Genomic DNA, 18,384 nt, shown 5'->3' with positions numbered 1-18,384 from the left:
AAGATGGAGACGAACAAACCCAAATTGACGATCCGCAATCTGCACAAACGGTTCGGGGAGCTTCAGATTCTCCGGGGGGTCAATTTTGAAGTATATTCCCAGGAGGTCATAGTTATTATAGGTCCCAGCGGATCAGGAAAAAGCACGCTGCTCCGCTGCATCAACGGCTTGGAAGGAATTAACGACGGGCAGATCTTTATCGATGAGGCTGCGATCGAGTATACCCCTGCTTCCCTTCAAAAGGTCCGCCAACGGATCGGGATGGTCTTTCAGAGCTACAATCTCTTTCCTCATCTTACCGTCATGGAGAATTTGCTGCTCGCTCCATTAAAGGTGCAGAATAAAACCAAAGCGGAAGTGCTGCCCCGCGCCGAGGAACTGCTGAAGCAGGTAGGCATGTCTGATAAAGCGGACAGCTACCCTTCGCAATTATCGGGAGGACAGCAGCAGCGCGTAGCCATTGCCCGCTCCCTGGTGATGAATCCGGAAGTCATCCTCTTTGACGAGGTTACTTCGGCACTGGACCCTGAGAGGGTCCGGGATGTGCTGGATGTAATGAAGGCGTTGGCGCATACCGGAACTACAATGATCATCGTTACACATGAGATGGGCTTTGGCCGCGATGTGGGTGACCGGATTATCTTCATGGATCAGGGTGTAATCGTGGAACAGGGTCCGCCTGAGCAAATATTCGGCAATCCCCAGGAAGAGCGGACCCGGCAATTTCTGCGCAATGTGATGTAAAAGGGAGGGTGAGTAGGTTGAGCTTTGACTTCGGCTATATCATTCAAACGCTGCCCGTGCTTATGGTAGGCCTTAAAATGACGGTGTTTATCAGCGTGCTGGCTATCCTGTTCTCACTCCTGATTGGCCTCAGCGGGGCTGCAGCCAGAACACTCAAGGTGCCGGTAGTATCCCGGATTGTAGCTGTTTATGTAGATATTATCCGGAACACCCCTCTTCTGGTACATGTATTCTTTGTTTATTTTGGCCTCCCCATAATAGGAATTAAGCTGGATGCAGTGACTGTGGGCATTGTGACCCTTTCTCTGTGGGGCGGAGCCTTTGCGGTCGAGAACTTTCGTGGAGGCACAGACGCCGTATCGAAATCCTTGATTGAATCCGGTGAGTCCCTCGGGCTCAGCAGATGGCAGGTGGTGCGGCATATCATCGTCCCTCTGGGGTTCCGGATCAGCTTTCCGGCCTTCTCCAATACAGCGGTTTCCGTGATCAAGAACTCGGCTTATATGACAGGGATTGGTGTCGTCGAGCTGACCTTTGTGGCGGTGGACCGCATGGCCTATGATTTCAAAACCTATGAAATGCTGCTTGCGATTGCAGTCATTTATTTAGCGCTGATCTGGGGAGCCTCCTATCTGTTCAGCAGGATCGAAAGAAGACTGGATTTCAACAAAAAGACGGTGAAGGGAGGAAAGGGCCGTGGAGGTTTTGTTGAAAAACTCGCACTTTCTTTTAGAAGGGGTAATTAACACGCTGCTTCTAAGCATTAGCTGCCTGTGTATTGCGCTGATCATCGGGATTGGTGTGGGCGTGCTCCAAATGGCAAAGAACAGACTCGTCTCGTCGATTGCCAGAGGCTACGCCGAACTCTTTCGGGGATTGCCTATCGTCATAACCTTATTCATTGTCTTCTTTATGCTCCCGGAGGCGGGGATATATGTCAATAGCTATATTTCAGCAATGATCGCACTCAGTGTCTGGAGCAGCTCCAACATATCCGTAGCTGTGCGCGGAGCGATTCAGTCGATTCCTCCTACGCAGTTCGAAGCGGCTCATTCCCTTGGTCTGAGCTCTGTGCAGACGATGCGGTATGTTATCCTGCCGCAGGCATTCCGCCGGATGCTCCCGTCGATTATCGGGCTTTTGTCCAATCTGGTGCAGTCCACTACCCTGTCGGTTTTGATAGGAAATCTGGATTTTCTCAAGTCTGCCCAGCTCGTGATTGAGCGGGTAGAGATCATGCAGGGAGGTTCCATCGCTTTTCAGATCTATGTGCTGGTGCTGTTGGTCTATTTTGTTATCTGTTACCCCTTGTCCATGTGGGCTAAACGTTTGGAGCGTTCGTACCGCTAACGGCTAAACACTAGGCAATTGGAACCTTAACCTGCTGCAGCCGGAGGGGCTTATGAAGATTAGCTACCGGAAATATTCCCTGCATGTCTATAATTATTTTTTCTACATTGCTTACGCTTCTTATCTGCCGTTCATCAGCTACTGGTTTGCGGAGGATGGATTATCGACACAGCAGATCGGACTCATCTTCTCTATTGGTCCTTTGGTCGGATTTTTGGTCCAGCCGCTCTGGGGCATGCTCATTGATTATTACGGCATGGCTAAATGGCTGCTGCTCATCAGCACAGGAATTACCCCTTGGGTCGTTGTAACCTACCGGTTTGCAGGGCATCATTTCTGGCTGCATCTCGTGATATCCGTTGTGCTGGCAGTCTTCTCTTCCGCTACTTTACCGGTGATTGATGCCGTTACTGTGCGCCATGCCAAACATAACTCGCTTAGCTATGGAGCCATTCGTGTGGTGGGTTCGATCAGCTTCGGCCTGGCTGTGGCCGTATTCGGCCAGATGTATGAGCATTTCGGAATATCCACTGTGTTTGCTGCCTATATCCTCACCATGACCTTAGTCTGTCTGCTAACCTTCTCCATCCCGGGAGACAGAAAGGGGCGCCCGAAACCGGAGATGGCGGGAAAAGGGGCGCCGCGAAGCGGGATGACCGCCGGAATGATCACCTTATTAAAGGAACCGAAATTTGTATGGTTTCTCATTCCTGTATTTTTGGCAGCGATCGGGCCGCAAATGAATAATGCCTTTTACTCCGTATATATCAGCCATTTTGGGGAGAGGCTTCGGCGAAAATCGGCCTGCTCTATACTGCTGCATCTCTGACAGAGATTCCGGTCTTTTTATTCTCAGGTTATATCATCAGGAAATTCGGCTATGTCAAAATACTGACGGCTGTTTCACTGGCGGGTGCGCTCCGATGGTATGTGCTTTCGCTGGAGCCGTCATTTGAAATTCTTATGGCTAACCAGATGCTGTCAGGACTTACCTATGCCCTGTTTCTGTCGGCAGGTGTGAACTATGCCTATGACAACAGTTCGGATAGGGCGAAGACAACAGCGCATTCCCTGTTCGTTGTTGTCTATACAAATGTTGCAGGAATTGTAGCCAGCAATATAGGCGGATGGGTCGTTGAACGTGGAGGCTATTCTCTTTTGTTCCAGGGGGCTGCTGTCATGAGCCTGCTTGGAGCAGCGGGCTTCGCCTCGCTCGGAAGAGTGAAGAGACGTGAGGGGAGACTAAAGGTATGATCGACATTACCGACCGGATTTTTTTGGCTCATCAGGGTGGTAAAATACACACCCGGCCCAATCTGCCGATCCTCAACCATGATGATCTGGCCCGAATATATACTCCCGGGGTAGCTCAGGTATGCACCGCGATTCATGAAGACCCGGAACAGGTATATGCACTGACGGTCAAACGGAATATGGTTGCCGTCGTGACGGATGGAACCGCTGTGCTGGGACTTGGCAATATTGGCCCTTATGCTGCTGCTCCGGTCATGGAAGGAAAGGCTGTGCTGTTCAAACAGCTGGCTGGAATCAATGCCTTTCCGATCTGCCTCGATACCACGGATACCGAGGAAATTATACGTACGGTAAAAGCGATTGCGCCTATCTTCGGCGGCATTAATCTGGAGGATATCAGCTCGCCGCGGTGCTTTGAGATTGAACGCCGTCTGGAGGAGGAGCTGGATATTCCGGTGTTCCATGATGACCAGCATGGAACAGCTATTGTAGTCTTGGCAGGTTTGATCAATGCGTTGAAGGTTACCGGCAAACAAATAGATCATGTCCGTATTGTTGTTAATGGCGTTGGAGCGGCAGGGGTATCCATTTGCAGGATGCTGCTTGCAGCGGGTGCCCGGCATCTCGTTCCTGTCGATCAGGAGGGAGCGCTTATAAGAGGCGGGAATTATACTCATCCCAAGTGGCAATGGCTCGCCGGGCAGTCCGGGGTCGAGGATCAGCCCGGTACGCTGCAGGAGGTGATTGCCGGTGCGGATGTTTTTATCGGCGTCTCCCGCGGCGGCATTCTGCAGCCGCAGGATGTGCAGCGCATGGCCCCCTTGCCTATCGTGTTCGCTATGGCAAATCCCGAACCGGAGATATCGCCTGAGCTTGCTCTGCCATACGCCCGGGTATATGCTACCGGGCGGAGTGATTATCCCAATCAGATCAACAACGTGCTGGCTTTTCCGGGCATCTTCAAGGGGGCGCTGGAATGCAGGGCGCAGCGTATCAACGATCAGATGAAGCTGGCAGCCGCCCAGGCGATCGCTGCGGTGGTTAGGGATACCGAACTGAACGCAGCGTATATTATTCCCAGCCTGTTCAACGATCAGGTCGTTATTAAGGTAAGGCAAGCTGTAATTGAGGCAGCGGTATCAAGCGGCATTGCAAAGATTATCCCGCCAGGCTTTGAAATATAAGGGATGAAGGGGGCTCTCCGCTTTGTTGAACAAACTTGTCAGGGTTGAGCATGATTTTCTCGGTGAAATGGAAGTTCCCGCCGATGCTTATTATGGAATTCAAACGCTGAGGGCCATCGAGAATTTTCCGATCACCGGCTACTCTATTCATGAACGCTTAATCACCTCCATGGCCATGGTCAAGAAGGCTGCAGCCCTTGCCAATATGGATATCCATCGCCTGCCCTCACGGATAGGGCATGTTATCGTGCAGGCTGCGGATGAGATAATCGCCGGGGAATGGAGTGAGCAGTTTAAGGTAGATCCCATACAGGGCGGGGCGGGCACATCGATCAACATGAATGCTAATGAGGTGATTGCGAACCGTGCGATTGAGCTGCTCGGAGGAGTGAAGGGCGATTACACCATGATCAGTCCTAATTCACATGTAAATATGTCGCAGTCTACCAACGACAGCTTTCCCACGGCTACTCATATTGCCGTCCTCTATTTGATCGATGAACTGCTGGTGACCATGGCAGGCCTGCACGGCGCCTTTGTCCGGAAGGCTGAAGAGTTTGATGGCATTATCAAGATGGGCCGGACCCATCTTCAGGATGCGGTTCCCATCCGGCTTGGACAGGAGTTTGCCGCCTATGCCAGAATGCTGGGAAGGGATCTGGTACGGATCAGGCAGACCAAGTTCCATTTGTATGAAATCAACATGGGGGCCACTGCCGTAGGTACCGGATTAAATGCTGACCCCCGTTATATAAGCAAGGTTGTAGAGTTGCTGGCTGATATCAGCGGTTATCCGTTAGAGAACGCAGCACATCTGCCCGATGCCACCCAGAATACGGATGCCTATACGGAGGTTTCTGCTGCGCTCAAGATCGCTATGATCAATATGTCCAAAGCAGCCAACGATTTGCGGCTTATGGCTTCGGGGCCACGGGCGGGTCTGGGGGAAATTAAGCTTCCTGCCCGGCAGCCGGGCTCTTCCATCATGCCGGGCAAGGTGAACCCGGTAATGTGTGAGGTTGTGAATCAGGTGGCCTTTCAAGTTATGGGCAATGACCATACGATTTGTATGGCCTCGGAAGCAGGGCAGCTTGAATTAAATGTAATGGAGCCTGTGCTTGTATTTAATTTGCTCCAGTCTCTAAGCATTATGAACCGTGCGTTAGGTGTTTTTCAGCAGCACTGCATCGATGGAATTACAGTGAATAAAGAGAGATGCGAAAGCTATGTCAAGCAAAGCGTAGGGGTGATTACTGCGTTGAATCCTTATTTGGGCTATGAAGAAGCGGCAAGGATTGCGCATGAAGCGATTCAGACAGGAGAGTCTGTCCGTTCACTTTGCCTGCGGTATAACCTGCTGAAAGAGGAAGAGCTGGACCGTATTCTCAACCCCTACCGCATGACAGAGCCCGGCATCGCAGGTTCGGTAACTTAGAATAACCTGCAAAGGCAGGTTGACTTCACTCGATTGTAATGTTATATATTATAACATAACAACATATAACGAATATAATAATGGAGGTAATCATGCAATGAGTACTGTAGACAGATTAACTAAAGCGCAATTCCAAGTGGAAAGGATTCTGGAGGCTTTTAAGCAGAAAAGCATTAATAACGTCTTTTATGTGGCCTGCGGCGGATCGTCTGCCCTAATGTATCCAAGCAAATATTTTATTGACCGTGAATCCAGTAACATTACAGCAGAAATCTATAGCTCCAATGAGTTCATTTACCGCAATCCTAAGTCACTTGGAGCGGACTCGCTGGTCATCCTTTGCTCTCATAAAGGAAAGACGCCGGAGACTACGGACGCTGCACATTTTGCTAAATCCAAGGGAGCTCTTGTAGTTTCACTGATGTATGTAGACACCGCTCCGCTGGCTGATGAATCGGATTTCATTGTTAATTACAGCTGGGCGCCTCCGGGGGAGCTTGATCCACTTCCCGAGATCATGAACTATTCCATTTTGTACCGTCTTACCATGGGGCTTTTATATGTGCAGGAGGGAAATGAACTGTACTTGAAGCTTCTAAGCAGCTTGGAGAACATGGATACGGTGCTGGAAAAAGCCAAGGTACAGTATCTTGCTCCAGCCAAGGCGTTCGCCGCCGAATATAAAGATGAGAAAATAATGTATACCATGGCTAGCGGATCAAACTACGGGATTGCGTATTCCTTTGCAATTTGCATCCTGATGGAAATGCAGTGGATTCACTCACATGCGATTCATGCCGGGGAATTCTTTCATGGCCCGTTTGAAATCCTGGACAAAAATGTTCCATTCATATTATTGATGGGCCTTGATGAAACACGTCCGATGGAAGAGCGGGCCTTGAAGTTCCTGAAGGAACACGGGGAAAAAATGCTGGTGATCGATGCTGAGCAATTTGATTTGACCGGCATAGAGGAAGAAGTGAAGGGTTATATCGCCCCACTGGTGATGAACCTTGTATTGCGTGTATACGCGGTTGAGCTTGCCAAGGCTACCGGGCATCCGCTGGAAGAAAGACGTTATATGTTCAAGGTTCCTTATTAAGTCGGATAGATAACAAACTTCTTTTATGAACATAGGATTTCCGTAAAATCCCCCTCCTGTTCGCGAAGAAAGAGGCTGTCCCATATGCCATGAAATGGCTGCTTGGGACAGCCTCTTATTTAAATGTAACCTAGTGACTCCCCAACCCGATCTTCACAGCTCTCAGCATCTCCCAAAAACAATTCGTTCCTCCAGGCGCTCAGTCTCTTACCCGGAAAGCATGAGAGTAATTCTATAAATATATGCTTGTGATCTCATCCGCGCTTACCGGCTTACTATAATAGAAGCCCTGGGCATTGTAGCACTGAATTTCCTTGAGCAGCGCAACCTGCTCTTCCGTCTCCACGCCTTCGGCGACGATGGTCAGCCCAAGCTGCTTGGCCATCGAGATAATCATCTCGGCAATAGCCCGGCTGTCGGTGTCTGTAGTGATTTTGCGGACAAAGGACCGGTCAATCTTCAGGCAGCCGATAGGAAGACTCTGCAAATAGCTGAGTGAGCTGTAGCCTGTCCCAAAATCGTCCATCGATACGGAAATCCCGGCTCTCCGGAGATCATTCAGGATGCTGATCACATGGTCTTCGTTGTGCATCATTGCACTCTCTGTAATCTCCAGCTCCAGCAGCTGGGTGTCAAAATCCAGCTCATGGATTGTACTCATAATCGATTGAAAAATATCCGGTTTCATCAGATGAATCTGCGAGACATTCACGGCCACGGGAACGACCTGGCGGCCCTCCTGCTCCCAGGTTTTTACCTGGGCACAGGCCGTGCGGAGCACCCACTGCTCCAGCGGAATAATGAATCCCGATTTCTCCGCCAGCGGAATGAACTCCAGGGGAGGAATCATGCCCAGAAGGGGATGCTGCCAGCGCACCAGCGCTTCAAGACCAACGATTTCACCGCTGCGGATATCGATTTTAGGCTGGTAGAACAGCCTGATCTGGTCATTGTCCAGCGACTGCTCCAGATCATTCTCCAGAATAATCCGCTCCAGACTGGTCTGGTCGCGTTCCGCATCGTAGAACTGGTACTGGGAGCTGCCGTTCTCCTTAGCGCTGTACATCGCGGTATCGGCGTGTTTCACCAGCGAGTCGGCATCCAGCCCGTCCTCCGGAAAGCGGGCGATTCCTACCGAAGCAGACAGCTTGACCGAGTGGTTGCCCACTTCAAAGGGATGGGCGAACTCTTCCACGATGCTGGCAGCGAGGGATTCCGTCTCTGCCCCTGAGCGCAAGTGGGGCACCAGCACTGTGAATTCGTCCCCGCCCATCCGTGCGATGCTGCAGGAGGAAGGGAGGCAGCGCTTCAGCTTGCTGGCCGCCTGCTGGATGACCTTGTCGCCGAAGGAATGGCCAAATAGATCATTGATCCGCTTGAAGCGGTCCAGGTCAATGAAGAACAGTGTGAACGGGTAAGCGGGAACGCCGGTATGCTCCGTATGTTCAAGCAGCAGATTGTGGAAGGAGCGGCGGTTTGCAAGCCCGGTCAGCTCATCAGAATAGGCGAGATGGCGGATGGTTTCCTGGTCCTTTTTATTCTTGGTAATATCTTTAATGATGCTGTAGATGCCTACCGGCACAGCTTCAACCACAATCGGCAGCGAGGTGAGCCAGAAGGTCAGCATACCGCCGGCGGGATTTCTCAGCTCCAGCTCGATGGTGCTGGATTGGCCGCGGAGAACATGCCGGTAATGATGCTGGGCCAGCGCATGGTATTCCCCCTCAAAAAGATCCGAGAAATGCCTTCCGACCAGCTCCTGACCGAGCTGCCGGGCAAGCAGCTCGGCCTGGCGGTTCAGCCCGGTGACGATCCCCTGGGCATCGAATGCCAGCACACTGTCCGGGTTGTACTCAAACAGCGACATATAGTGCTGCTCTGTCTCTATGATTCTGCGGTTCTGGCGCTCCTGCCGGGTGTCTCTGTAGGCATCCGGAATGATGTACAGGCCGCTGCAAATAAACAGCGTCAAGATGTAGGGAGTCAGATGCAGATAACTTCCCGGAGCGGGGTTCCCGACCGGAAGCACCGAGAAGGCGCAGAGCAGTGGAATTAACAGCAGGCCTGCTGCACAGAGCACAATGCCGGGAACCGTAGCCTTGGAATGAAGATGATACTCGCGGTTGCGGTTCGAGATCACCAGGACACGAAGGATGGCCAGGCACAGGCTGAGCGCGGAAGCTGCCGTCATAAGGACGGGTGCGGGCTTCCAGACCACATAGTCACGGAACAGAAAAATGATATTCAGGTAATCGAACACCAGAATGATGCCGGCAATGCCCAGGCTGATGCTGAAGCGGCGGCTTGTATAGCTGCGGGGCATACTGGAATACCAGATGCCGAAGTAAGTGGCAGCCCAGCAGCCGGCCATGGTGAACAGGAGATGCAGGATGTAATATTCCCGAGCCAGGGGCAGGTTAATAGATAAAGGGATCAGAATATGGGAAGCGCTGAAGGTGGCGGTTCCCAGCAGTATCATCTTCGTCCGGGTGAAGCAGACCAGCAGGCCTTGGGCATGAGTGCGGAAGGGAACCGTTCCGAAGACAATGAGAGTGCAGGCCGCCAGGCTTGCCAGCAGTGCCAGAGCCAGCTGCAGCCAGTTCATATGCAGGAGTTCTAAGTATAACATCGGTGTACCTCTTTCATTATGTAGATATAATATAAAAGTTAAATTATGTAGGCCTTTTTTCATAGGACATTTATCGTAATTAAACCATAAAGGGAGCAATTAAACTGCTTTTATGACGGAAATACGAAAAAACAATGGCATATGGCCTCCAATTAACGTTAGCGGTGTTTTACAGGCCATGGAGTGTGCATATGCGTACCCAATAAAATCCGGGGCGTCGAAGCCGGAAAGATAAACAGCTTTAAAAAAATTGTCCAACTTTTGGTTTTTTCTGTATATAATCGAAGTGCAGAGCAGAAAAATTCCGATAAAATAGTTATAGGGAGTTGTCTGGCAAGACAAACTGAGAGGAAGTTAGCCATTGTTTGAAACCTTACTTTTAAATTTCCTGTTCTTGTTGTTTCCGGTCTTAATCGTGGTGATTTTCTTTGAGAATAGAGCATATCCGTACAACAACAGGCTTCTGGTCTTCATGTCCGCAATAACGATGGTTTTATGCATTGCCAAGCCGATTAAGCTGGAAATGGGATTTATTTATGATCTCAGATATATTCCGTTTATTCTCGTGGCTCTGTTTGGCGGATACTGGAATGTGCTTCCATTATACTTGATCATGAACATTTACCGGTTCTACCTGGGGGGAGCGGGGACCTTCCCTTCCTTCCTGTTTTCAACGGCGGTGCTGCTGCTGGTCCCATATCTCAGCAAACGCTTCATCAAGCTGTCTTCCAAACGCCGCATCCTGTGGGCAGTGGTCATCGCTGCGTTAACCATGGGACTGTACCTGATTAATCTGGGATTGATCACGGACAAATTGGATCAGCAGTTCTGGATACTTACTGTCTATGCCTTGTTGACGCATGGTGCCGTTATGAGCATTATTATGATTCTCATCGAGCAGATCATTACCAATATTAAAAACCGTGACCGGATTCTGCAGTCTGAACGCCTCAATGTGGTCAGTGAGCTGGCAGCCAGCGTGTCGCATGAAATCAGGAATCCGCTTACGGTAACCAGCGGTTTCCTGCAGCTGCTGAATAAATCGAATACGATTACACCGGAAGAAAAGGGCTATGTCGAATTATCCTTGCTGGAATTGAACCGTGCGGAGAAGATCGTCAGTGACTATCTCTCTTTTGCCAAGCCGCAATCCGATAATATGGTGTGTTCCAATATGAAGGCTGAAGCCGAGTATACCAAGAACATCATCATGCCTTACGCAACCATTCATAAAGTGGATGTCCAGTTCAATTTCAACAACACCCTGAATAAATGTTATGACAAAAACCAGATTCAGCAATGCCTCATCAATCTTTACAAGAACGGGATCGAAGCGATGAGGGAAAAGGACGGGGGCACGCTCTCCATTGATATTTCGGAGAAAAAGCAAAACATCGTCATCAGTATTCAGGATACCGGTATCGGGATGACCAAGGAAGAAATCTCACGTCTCGGCAAGCCGTATTATTCCACCAAAGAAGAAGGGACAGGCCTCGGCATGCTGATGGCGTACAGCGCTATCAATAAGGTCAAAGGGATTATAGAAGTGGAAAGTGAAAAAGGGAAGGGCACAACCTTCCTGATCACCATCCCTACTTAAGCGTTCTGTGGCAGACACCCGTCCAATAATGGTAAAGTATTTCTTAAGCAGAGAATTTTTCAGGAATCCAACCGGGAGGCATAAGCAATGAGAGAAGAACTTATCGCACAATTGAATAAGTGGCATGAGGAGGACAAATATCAGGAAATCGTAGACCGGATCAAAGAAACGCCGACGATATTGATTGATGATGAGCTGGCTACCCATTTGGGGAGAGCACTGAACAATCTCGGGCGGTACAAGTCGGCACTGAAGTGGTTCATGAAGACTGCGGACAAGGGTAAAAAGGACCCGCTGTGGCATTTCCGTGTGGGATACGCCCATTATTATCTGGATGAGCTGCAGGATGCGATCCGGGAATTTGAAATTGCGCACAAGCTGGACCCCGAAGATGAAGATACCATTCAGTTTCTGGAATGGAGCCGCAAGGAGGCTGCTGAAGCCCCGGCAGATAAGGAATCTGACGAGGAAGAGGAATAGGAATAGCGGCGGTACATCCTTAATGAGTTAGGAGAACGAGGTTTTAGACTATACTGTTCGGAGCCCGGGCAGCAGTTTAGAGCCTTTTTACTTTTCCTGGATTAGACCAGTATTTCCTAAGCATGAAACGGGCAGCCCCCATCTGAGGTTCAGATGGGGGCTTTTTGTCCGGAAGAGGTGGAAATGCTACAGCCTTTTTGCAGGGAATCCATGTGCTCTGCTTCGCCAAGCGATTAGAAGTGCAAAACTCAGCAGAATGAACAGCACCCAGGGAAAGGAGTGGACTCCCGTTGTTTCAAGAAGAATACCACCGATCACACCACCGCCACCGATCGCCAGGTTCCATGCCGTCACCAGCATCGACTGAGCCACATCCGAACTCCCGCGGCCGGCTATAGCAATGGCTGTCTGCAGCAGAGTCGCGGCTCCCCCGAAGGTCAGCCCCCAGACTGCAGCCACCAGATAGATCACGCCAGGCTGGTTGCTGACTATGCCAAGCAGGACGGATGCCAAGGCAAACGCAGCCAGGCTGACCAGAACCAGCGGCCGCAGATGGCGGTCGATCCATACACCGATCAACCAAATGCCAAGAAGCGCTGTAATCCCGAAAATAAGCAGCACCAAGTCCACACGCCCGGTAAACCCCGTCTGGGTAAGATAAGGTGCAATATAGGTATACAGGATGTTATGTGCCAGTACCCACGCCAGCACGACTAACAGTACCGGGCGAACTCCCGGGGTAGTGAAGACCTTGTGCAAAGGGAGCCGCTTGTCGGCATCTTCTCCCGGATAGTCCGGCAGCTTCCAAAGCACCCAGACGGCCAGCAGCAGCGCGGACAGCGACAAGATTCCGAAGACACTGCGCCAGCCGGCAAGGTCGCCGAAAAAGGTGCCGGCAGGAACACCGAACGCCAGAGCAAGAGGTGTTCCTACCATTGCAACGGCCATAGCGCGTCCCTTCAGCGGCTCCGGCACCATGCGCCGGGCATAGCCTGCGGACATTCCCCATAGGACACCGGCAGATACGCCCGCGAAGAAGCGCGCTGCCAGCGTCAGCGAATAGTTAGAAGAAAATGTGGTAACGGTGTTGAAGACGAGAAAGCCAAGGATACACAGCAGCAGCAGAGGTTTCCGCCGCCAACCGCGCGTCGCGGCGGTTAATGGGATGGCTGCTGACAGTGAGCCAAGCGCGTATAGGCTAACAAGCTGGCCCGCCATCGCCTCCGTCACTCCAAGCCCATGAGTGAGCTGGAGCAATAAACCGGCGGGGACTGTTTCGGTAAGAATACAGATGAAGCCAGTCATAGCAAGGGCGAGCAAGCTCCCCCAAGGGAGCCGCCCGAAGGCTGGAGTGCCGGGGACTGGCGGGTAGGCGGAAGCTGTGGTGCTGCTCATTTTGTACACCTCTCTAATGATAGTATTTATTGCTCAATCTGCCGTAGACGGCGTTGCAAAGGTCAATGGTAAACGGGCCTGACATCCCCTCCAATGCGGTGTTGGTGAAGGCTGCCACGCTTAGCCGCTGCTCCGGATCGACGAACCACGAATGCCCATAGGTGCCCCCCATGCGCCATGTGCCAGGCGATTCCGCAGTGTCTGCTGCAACAGGGTCTTTCAGCACCGTAATCCCCAGGCCAAAACCTCGTCCTGGCCAGAAGGGCATGTGCAGATCCCCAATCTGATTGGTGGTCATTTCGCGGACCAGAGGTTCCGGCAGCAGAGGCGCTCCTCCCTCGCGCAAGGTTTCCAGCAGCTTCAGAAAGTCTCCGGTACTGCCGACCATACCGGCTCCCCCGGAATGATAGGCGGCAGGGTCGAGCGCCCGTCCAGGGGAAAGCCGGAAGCCTGCTGTACCCTCCATAAATGCAAGGCTGTCCGGATTGTGCAAAGGCCGCAGACCCGGAACGTCATCAGCGTAAGCGGTGGCCAGCCGCTGCGGGTCCACTGCAAGGAAGCCGGTGTCCTTCATGCCGAGTGGACGGGTCACGAGTGCATCTATGGCTTCGCTGAGCGTGGTCCCGGTAACCCTTGCGATCACAGCCCCCAGCACATCTGTTGCGATAGAATATCTCCACTGGGTGCCTGGCGTATAGAGCAGCGGGGCTGAGGCGATCCGCCGCAGGTTCTCATCCAGCGTGATGCCGGTCTGGTCCATGCCATCGGATACCCCGGCCTGCTCATAGGAGCAGCCCTCTTCCTGAAAGAAACGGTAGGTCAGACCAGCGGTATGCGTCATTAAGTGACGGATCGTGATTACTGCGCGCTCGCCGTTCTTCAGACGTGGTTGAAACTCGGGCAGCCAGCGGTCCACCCGGTCATCAAGCTGCAAGCGGCCTTGGGCCACTAGCACCAGAGCAGCTGTAGAGGTAATGGGTTTGGAAACCGATGCGAGCCGGAATAAGGCATCCTCCCGCATGGGCTGGTTCAGTTCGCGGTTGGCAAAGCCGGCGGCCCGGCTATATATGAGCTCCCCATCTACCGCCACCTTGATGACAGCTCCAGCCAGGCGCTTGTCGGTAAGCGTCTGGTCAATTACTTTATCAATGCGTTCCGGGAGGCGGTCTGGGTTAATCGTGTTCGAATACAATATACTCAACAGTGATCATCCTTTCGTTATAGTTAAAGCAGTAATTGCTTTACTATTGTAAGTATATTATATAAAATTAGTTAACAGCCTTACATAAGGTACTAAAGCTATAACTGCCGTTCGGAGGTTAAAAACAAGGCGGTTTGCACAAAGTCCCTTAAAATTAAAGGAGTTGAATGGGATGGACCATACGGATAAGCAGATTCTGTTTCATCTTCAGAGCCAAGCGAGAATATCTATGACGGAACTCGGGAAATGTGTGGGCCTATCACAACCGGCAGTGACGGAAAGGGTTAGACGTATGGAGGAAAACGGGGTGATCAGCGGGTATCGTACCATAATCTCACCTGAAAAGATTGGAAAACATGCGGCTGCCTATATGCTGTTCCACTCCAGAGAATGTACCGCCTTCATGGATTTCTGCCGCTCCTCTCCGGAGGTCGTTGAATGTTACCGGATCAGTGGAGAGCACAACTACCTGTTAAAAGTAATGGCCGATTCCACACAAGCCTTGGAGCAGTTCGGCAATGAATGCGATAAATACGGGAACTATACCATTCTAATTGTGATGTCATCGCCCATTGATCATAAATATCTTATTCCTTCGCTGGAAGGAGCAAGCACAAACCTGCTCTAGTAGAAAACAAAGGGTATGCTTCCGAAGCCAACTTGTACGAAGGGAGTACAGGAAGCAGGCGCTTTACAAAGCAATGGGCGGACCTGACCGAATGGAAATGTTTAACTCCTCCCTTTAAAGGGGAATAAAGAATAAATGCTTAAGGAGGTACATACATAGTGGAAGAAAATTTGCTGGAGCAGTTGGCGCGGTGGCATGAAGAAGATGAATTTGCCAAAATCGTAGAAGCCATTACGGACATTCCCGAACCGGACAGGGATTATGTGCTCATTGGCCATCTCGGCAGGGCGCTGAACAATCTGGACCGCTACAACGAAGCGCTGGAACAGCTGCTGGGCATTGCGGAGCAAGGGAGGCAGGACCCCATCTGGCACTACCGGGTGGGGTATGCCTATTACTATCTGAAGCAATACGATCAGGCCGTCCGCGAATTTGAGCTTGCCGATGAGCTGGAGCCTGGAGATGAGGCGGTTCTTCAGCTGCTTGACTGGAGCCGCCGGGCGGCCGGGCGGGAGGCGCGGGAACAGCAGCGTTTTGCGGCTGCGCAGTCCAGCGGTGGAGGACGTTCCGGCGGTGGGCGCTTTGATCCCGGGAGTTCGTTGACTTCTGGGAGGATAGCGACTATGCGCTGGAGTCGTATGTGTCCGAGCCGCCCACGGACGAGCTGATTGCCTCTGTGGAGCAGGAGCTGGGGTATAAGCTGCCGGCTTTTTATATTGAGATGATGAAGCAGCATAACGGGGGCGTTCCCCGTGACACCTGTTTCCCTACGGAGGAAGGCACCTCTTGGGCCGAAGACCATGTGGCCATTACAGGCATTATGGGTATTGGACGGGAGAAGACCTATTCGCTGTGCGGAGATTTAGGCAGCCGGTTCATGATTGAAGAATGGGGATATCCCGATATTGGCGTGGTGTTCGGGGACTGCCCGTCCGCAGGACATGATGTGATTATGCTGGATTACCGGGCCTGCGGCAGGGAAGGGGAACCGGCAGTGATCCACGTGGATCAGGAAGCCGATTACGAGATCACCTTTCTCGCCAAAGACTTCGAGAGCTTTGTACGCGGGCTGGTGAACGAAGAGGTCTTCGATACGTCCGAGGAGGACAAGGCGGACGATCTGCGAAAGGTAGCTCATGGGGCCTTCTCTCCCCTGCTTGCGGAGCTGTGCGGCAAAGTCACGGAGATAGAGAACATCGAGGGCATAATCCGCAAGATCTGTACGGCTATTGTTGAAGAAAAAGGGCATTTTTCTCTCCATGCTGATGAGCGGTCTACGTTGATGTACGATGTGCAGTTCTGGCTATACACCAAAGCTTACCCGGATACGAACCGTGGAGAATACCTGGAGGCCTATTCCAAAATGATCGCGTTCGGCGGCGAATTCGGAACTGGCGGCTATGCGCCGGCGTTCATTTCCGATTGGCTGGATGACCGCATCCGGTCGGGAATGATCGTAGAACGGGGTGGCGCGCTTGCCTTCACGGACGAGGCCAAAGAGGAACTGCTGCACAAGCTGAAGAACGTTGCCGTGCCCGCTGCCGGAAATGTTGCCCCGTTCATCCTGGTGGAGCAGGAGAATGGCGGAATGTCCGTCATTCTGAATGTGGGCACCTACTTGGCCGATCTGTTCGAGTCCCGGGCAGAAGAAGGCTTCGAAGGCAACGGCTACGACTGGGCCTCCCTGGCGGCCGTATATCTGGAAGAGCAAATGCCGGAGCTGGCAGAGACCGTTCATTTTGACCCGGAAGCCGATATGTTCTGCGCATACTCCGGCAATAGGGAAGCTATCCTTAAATTTGCCGCCGGGTTCAAAAAAGCCTGCGAAGATGAGTCCCTGATCCGGGACCTGTTCTCCCGCGCTGAGCTGGACTGATAATTCCCCTGTGGCCGGGCTTTGGCCGCCTATTATCTGTCTTCTTCGACTGAAACAGTGCCGTCCTTATGCAAGGACGGCACTGCCATTTCTGCTTACCCATTCCGTGAACACAACAAAATCCTTCTCCACCTGATCGGCATACCCATAAGCCCACCGGGAGAGATAACGGGCAAAAGCATCCGGGTCCTGTCCCATGGCCTTGGCGATTTCCTCCTCGCTATGATAAGGAAGAATCCCCTGGTCTACATCTATATCGGCCCGGGCATGCATTTTGGCGGTCAGGCAGCCCATCCCCTCAAGTACCCGGTTCATATCCTCTGGACTGGAGATGTCTTTCAGCTTCAGTCTTTTTTTATAAGGCGAACGTTCTCTCACATAAAAATGTCTTCCCTCCAGCGTAAGAAAACCCAGATATGGATCGGCCTTGTGGTGCATGGCCTGCTGTGTCGCTGTAACACGCTTCCCCTGATGTCCAAAATACTGCCAGAAGGATTCGGAATAGGGCATGAAATAAGCCGGCACCGGCACCCGGACCTCTTTTACCTCAAGAACTGTATCGTCTGTATCCTCTTGCTCCTGTCCACCCTCAATGAGGATGTAATAGCGGTCCAGCCCAATGGAGGCGGTTCCTGAGCCATGCTTGACGGCAATGTCCTTCATCCGGTAGTGATTCTCGTCCTGGCTGCGGGAAGTGATGGTCTGTATATAGAATGCCCAGGCGCTCTCCAGAAGGGACTGTTCGGCCTGCCCCGGGACGGCCAGCTCGGAATTTTCCAGAAACACCCGGCCAGTCTGCATTTGAGCCGTAACCTTCTCCAGAAAATGTGCCTGTCTGCGTTTCTCCAGCTTGCGGAGGAGCTTTTTCACCGGACCTTTGGCCCTTCCCTCATCCATCACATAAGTGGCGGGGTTGTCCTTGCCCTGCGCGAACCGGCGGATCTGTCTGGCATAGGCCTGTACGAAGCGCTCAATACAGCTTAGCTGTTCAGCTTCACCGTAACCGAGCTGTCTGCCCACCAGAGCGATACTGCCCGCCATGCGCAGAAGATCGTAGAGATAAGAACCCACATAGCCCTCATCGAAATCATTGACATCATAGACGATCTCCCCGTCACTGCTGCGGATCGCGCCGAAGTTCTCGAAGTGCAAATCTCCCTGAATCCAGGTAGGCCGGTCCTCTGCGGTGTGGTACGGGAAATACTGGCGGGTTGTATCGAAATAGAATAAGTACGCACTGCCCCGGTAAAAGGAAAAAGCGTTCTGCGACATTTTCAAATATTTCTCCGCCCGTTTCTCCGGGCTGAGCCCCATAATGCTGCCGTCGAATTCATCGAAGATAGAGATCAGCAGATCCTTGCGCAGTTTGGTGCGGGTGCGGATGACGCCTTCGGTAATGGACTTGTCGATCATGTGAAGCCTCCTATGCCGTGATGGAATAAAGATGGGATAAGAATAAAATCATGGCGTTTGTTTTATTTTTAAAATGAATACACATACAACTTG

The 18,384-nt window shown here is 51.8% G+C and carries 17 protein-coding genes; 13 read left to right on the top strand and 4 right to left on the bottom strand.

The genetic code is table 11. From position 1 onward, the window contains the following. The first annotated feature begins 3 nt into the window (after positions 1 to 3). The 8 genes from JI735_RS07915 to JI735_RS07880 all read left to right on the top strand — a co-directional run bounded on the left by JI735_RS07915 (position 4) and on the right by JI735_RS07880 (position 7,069). Positions 4 to 744 carry an amino acid ABC transporter ATP-binding protein gene (locus tag JI735_RS07915; RefSeq protein WP_039832252.1) on the top strand — a complete coding sequence of 247 codons (741 nt, stop codon included), beginning with the start codon at positions 4 to 6 and terminating at the stop codon, positions 742 to 744. Positions 745 to 752: 8 nt separating this feature from the next. Further along, entirely contained in the window at positions 753 to 1,490 is a 738-nt protein-coding gene (locus JI735_RS07910; protein ID WP_209439912.1) for an amino acid ABC transporter permease, read from the top strand. Then, positions 1,441 to 2,094 (top strand): amino acid ABC transporter permease, encoded by a 654-nt coding sequence (locus JI735_RS07905; protein WP_039791507.1) that lies wholly within the window; start codon positions 1,441 to 1,443, stop codon positions 2,092 to 2,094. Before JI735_RS07910 ends, JI735_RS07905 begins: the two co-directional genes overlap by 50 nt. A 52-nt stretch (positions 2,095 to 2,146) precedes the next feature. After that, positions 2,147 to 2,923, top strand: a complete 777-nt coding sequence (locus tag JI735_RS07900; protein WP_202677297.1) for an MFS transporter — start codon at positions 2,147 to 2,149, stop codon at positions 2,921 to 2,923. Continuing rightward, positions 2,857 to 3,348, top strand: coding sequence for an MFS transporter (locus JI735_RS36840; RefSeq protein ID WP_202677625.1), 492 nt, complete (start codon positions 2,857 to 2,859; stop codon positions 3,346 to 3,348). Before JI735_RS07900 ends, JI735_RS36840 begins: the two co-directional genes overlap by 67 nt. After that, complete coding sequence (locus JI735_RS07890) at positions 3,345 to 4,532, top strand: NAD(P)-dependent malic enzyme (protein WP_039832254.1); 1,188 nt, start codon at positions 3,345 to 3,347, stop codon at positions 4,530 to 4,532. The genes JI735_RS36840 and JI735_RS07890 overlap by 4 nt, the downstream gene beginning before the upstream one ends. Positions 4,533 to 4,554: 22 nt before the next feature. Next, positions 4,555 to 5,967, top strand: coding sequence for an aspartate ammonia-lyase (gene aspA, locus JI735_RS07885; RefSeq protein ID WP_411830069.1), 1,413 nt, complete (start codon positions 4,555 to 4,557; stop codon positions 5,965 to 5,967). Positions 5,968 to 6,064: 97 nt separating this feature from the next. Further along, positions 6,065 to 7,069 (top strand): SIS domain-containing protein, encoded by a 1,005-nt coding sequence (locus JI735_RS07880; RefSeq protein WP_039832255.1) that lies wholly within the window; start codon positions 6,065 to 6,067, stop codon positions 7,067 to 7,069. Between the two features lie 232 nt (positions 7,070 to 7,301). Here JI735_RS07880 and JI735_RS07875 read toward each other — a convergent pair whose 3' ends face one another. Continuing rightward, positions 7,302 to 9,698, bottom strand: a complete 2,397-nt coding sequence (locus tag JI735_RS07875; protein WP_039832257.1) for a putative bifunctional diguanylate cyclase/phosphodiesterase — start codon at positions 9,696 to 9,698, stop codon at positions 7,302 to 7,304. A 415-nt stretch (positions 9,699 to 10,113) separates the two neighbouring features. Here JI735_RS07875 and JI735_RS07870 point away from each other — a divergent pair, with 415 nt between their 5' ends. Together JI735_RS07870 and JI735_RS07865 are read left to right on the top strand one after the other, a co-directional pair. After that, positions 10,114 to 11,298 carry an ATP-binding protein gene (locus JI735_RS07870; RefSeq protein WP_267919273.1) on the top strand — a complete coding sequence of 395 codons (1,185 nt, stop codon included), beginning with the start codon at positions 10,114 to 10,116 and terminating at the stop codon, positions 11,296 to 11,298. An 87-nt stretch (positions 11,299 to 11,385) separates the two neighbouring features. Further along, complete coding sequence (locus JI735_RS07865; protein ID WP_020434378.1) at positions 11,386 to 11,778, top strand: tetratricopeptide repeat protein; 393 nt, start codon at positions 11,386 to 11,388, stop codon at positions 11,776 to 11,778. A gap of 186 nt (positions 11,779 to 11,964) precedes the next feature. Here JI735_RS07865 and JI735_RS07860 read toward each other — a convergent pair whose 3' ends face one another. Both JI735_RS07860 and JI735_RS07855 read right to left on the bottom strand, forming a co-directional pair. Further along, positions 11,965 to 13,173 (bottom strand): MFS transporter, encoded by a 1,209-nt coding sequence (locus JI735_RS07860; RefSeq protein WP_039832259.1) that lies wholly within the window; start codon positions 13,171 to 13,173, stop codon positions 11,965 to 11,967. Positions 13,174 to 13,186: 13 nt separating this feature from the next. Beyond that, positions 13,187 to 14,368, bottom strand: coding sequence for a serine hydrolase domain-containing protein (locus JI735_RS07855; protein WP_202677624.1), 1,182 nt, complete (start codon positions 14,366 to 14,368; stop codon positions 13,187 to 13,189). 178 nt (positions 14,369 to 14,546) lie between these two features. Here JI735_RS07855 and JI735_RS07850 point away from each other — a divergent pair, with 178 nt between their 5' ends. From JI735_RS07850 to JI735_RS07845, 3 genes are all read left to right on the top strand, one after another. Next, positions 14,547 to 15,002, top strand: coding sequence for an Lrp/AsnC family transcriptional regulator (locus JI735_RS07850; RefSeq protein ID WP_039832130.1), 456 nt, complete (start codon positions 14,547 to 14,549; stop codon positions 15,000 to 15,002). Positions 15,003 to 15,160: 158 nt separating this feature from the next. After that, entirely contained in the window at positions 15,161 to 15,670 is a 510-nt protein-coding gene (locus tag JI735_RS35445; protein WP_233476309.1) for a hypothetical protein, read from the top strand. Further along, on the top strand, positions 15,643 to 16,878 hold the full coding sequence (locus tag JI735_RS07845; protein WP_233476308.1) for an Imm51 family immunity protein: 1,236 nt from the start codon (positions 15,643 to 15,645) through the stop codon (positions 16,876 to 16,878). The genes JI735_RS35445 and JI735_RS07845 overlap by 28 nt, the downstream gene beginning before the upstream one ends. Positions 16,879 to 16,944: 66 nt before the next feature. Here JI735_RS07845 and JI735_RS07840 read toward each other — a convergent pair whose 3' ends face one another. Then, positions 16,945 to 18,291: a DUF2252 domain-containing protein gene (locus JI735_RS07840; protein WP_039832132.1), complete on the bottom strand. Its 1,347-nt coding sequence runs from the start codon at positions 18,289 to 18,291 to the stop codon at positions 16,945 to 16,947. Positions 18,292 to 18,384 lie beyond the last annotated feature (93 nt).

It is taken from the genome of Paenibacillus sonchi (assembly GCF_016772475.1).
GTDB lineage: Bacteria > Bacillota > Bacilli > Paenibacillales > Paenibacillaceae > Paenibacillus_AQ > Paenibacillus_AQ sonchi.
Note: the sequence above shows the minus strand (reverse complement) of the source record. Positions and strands in the feature narration are given on the sequence as shown.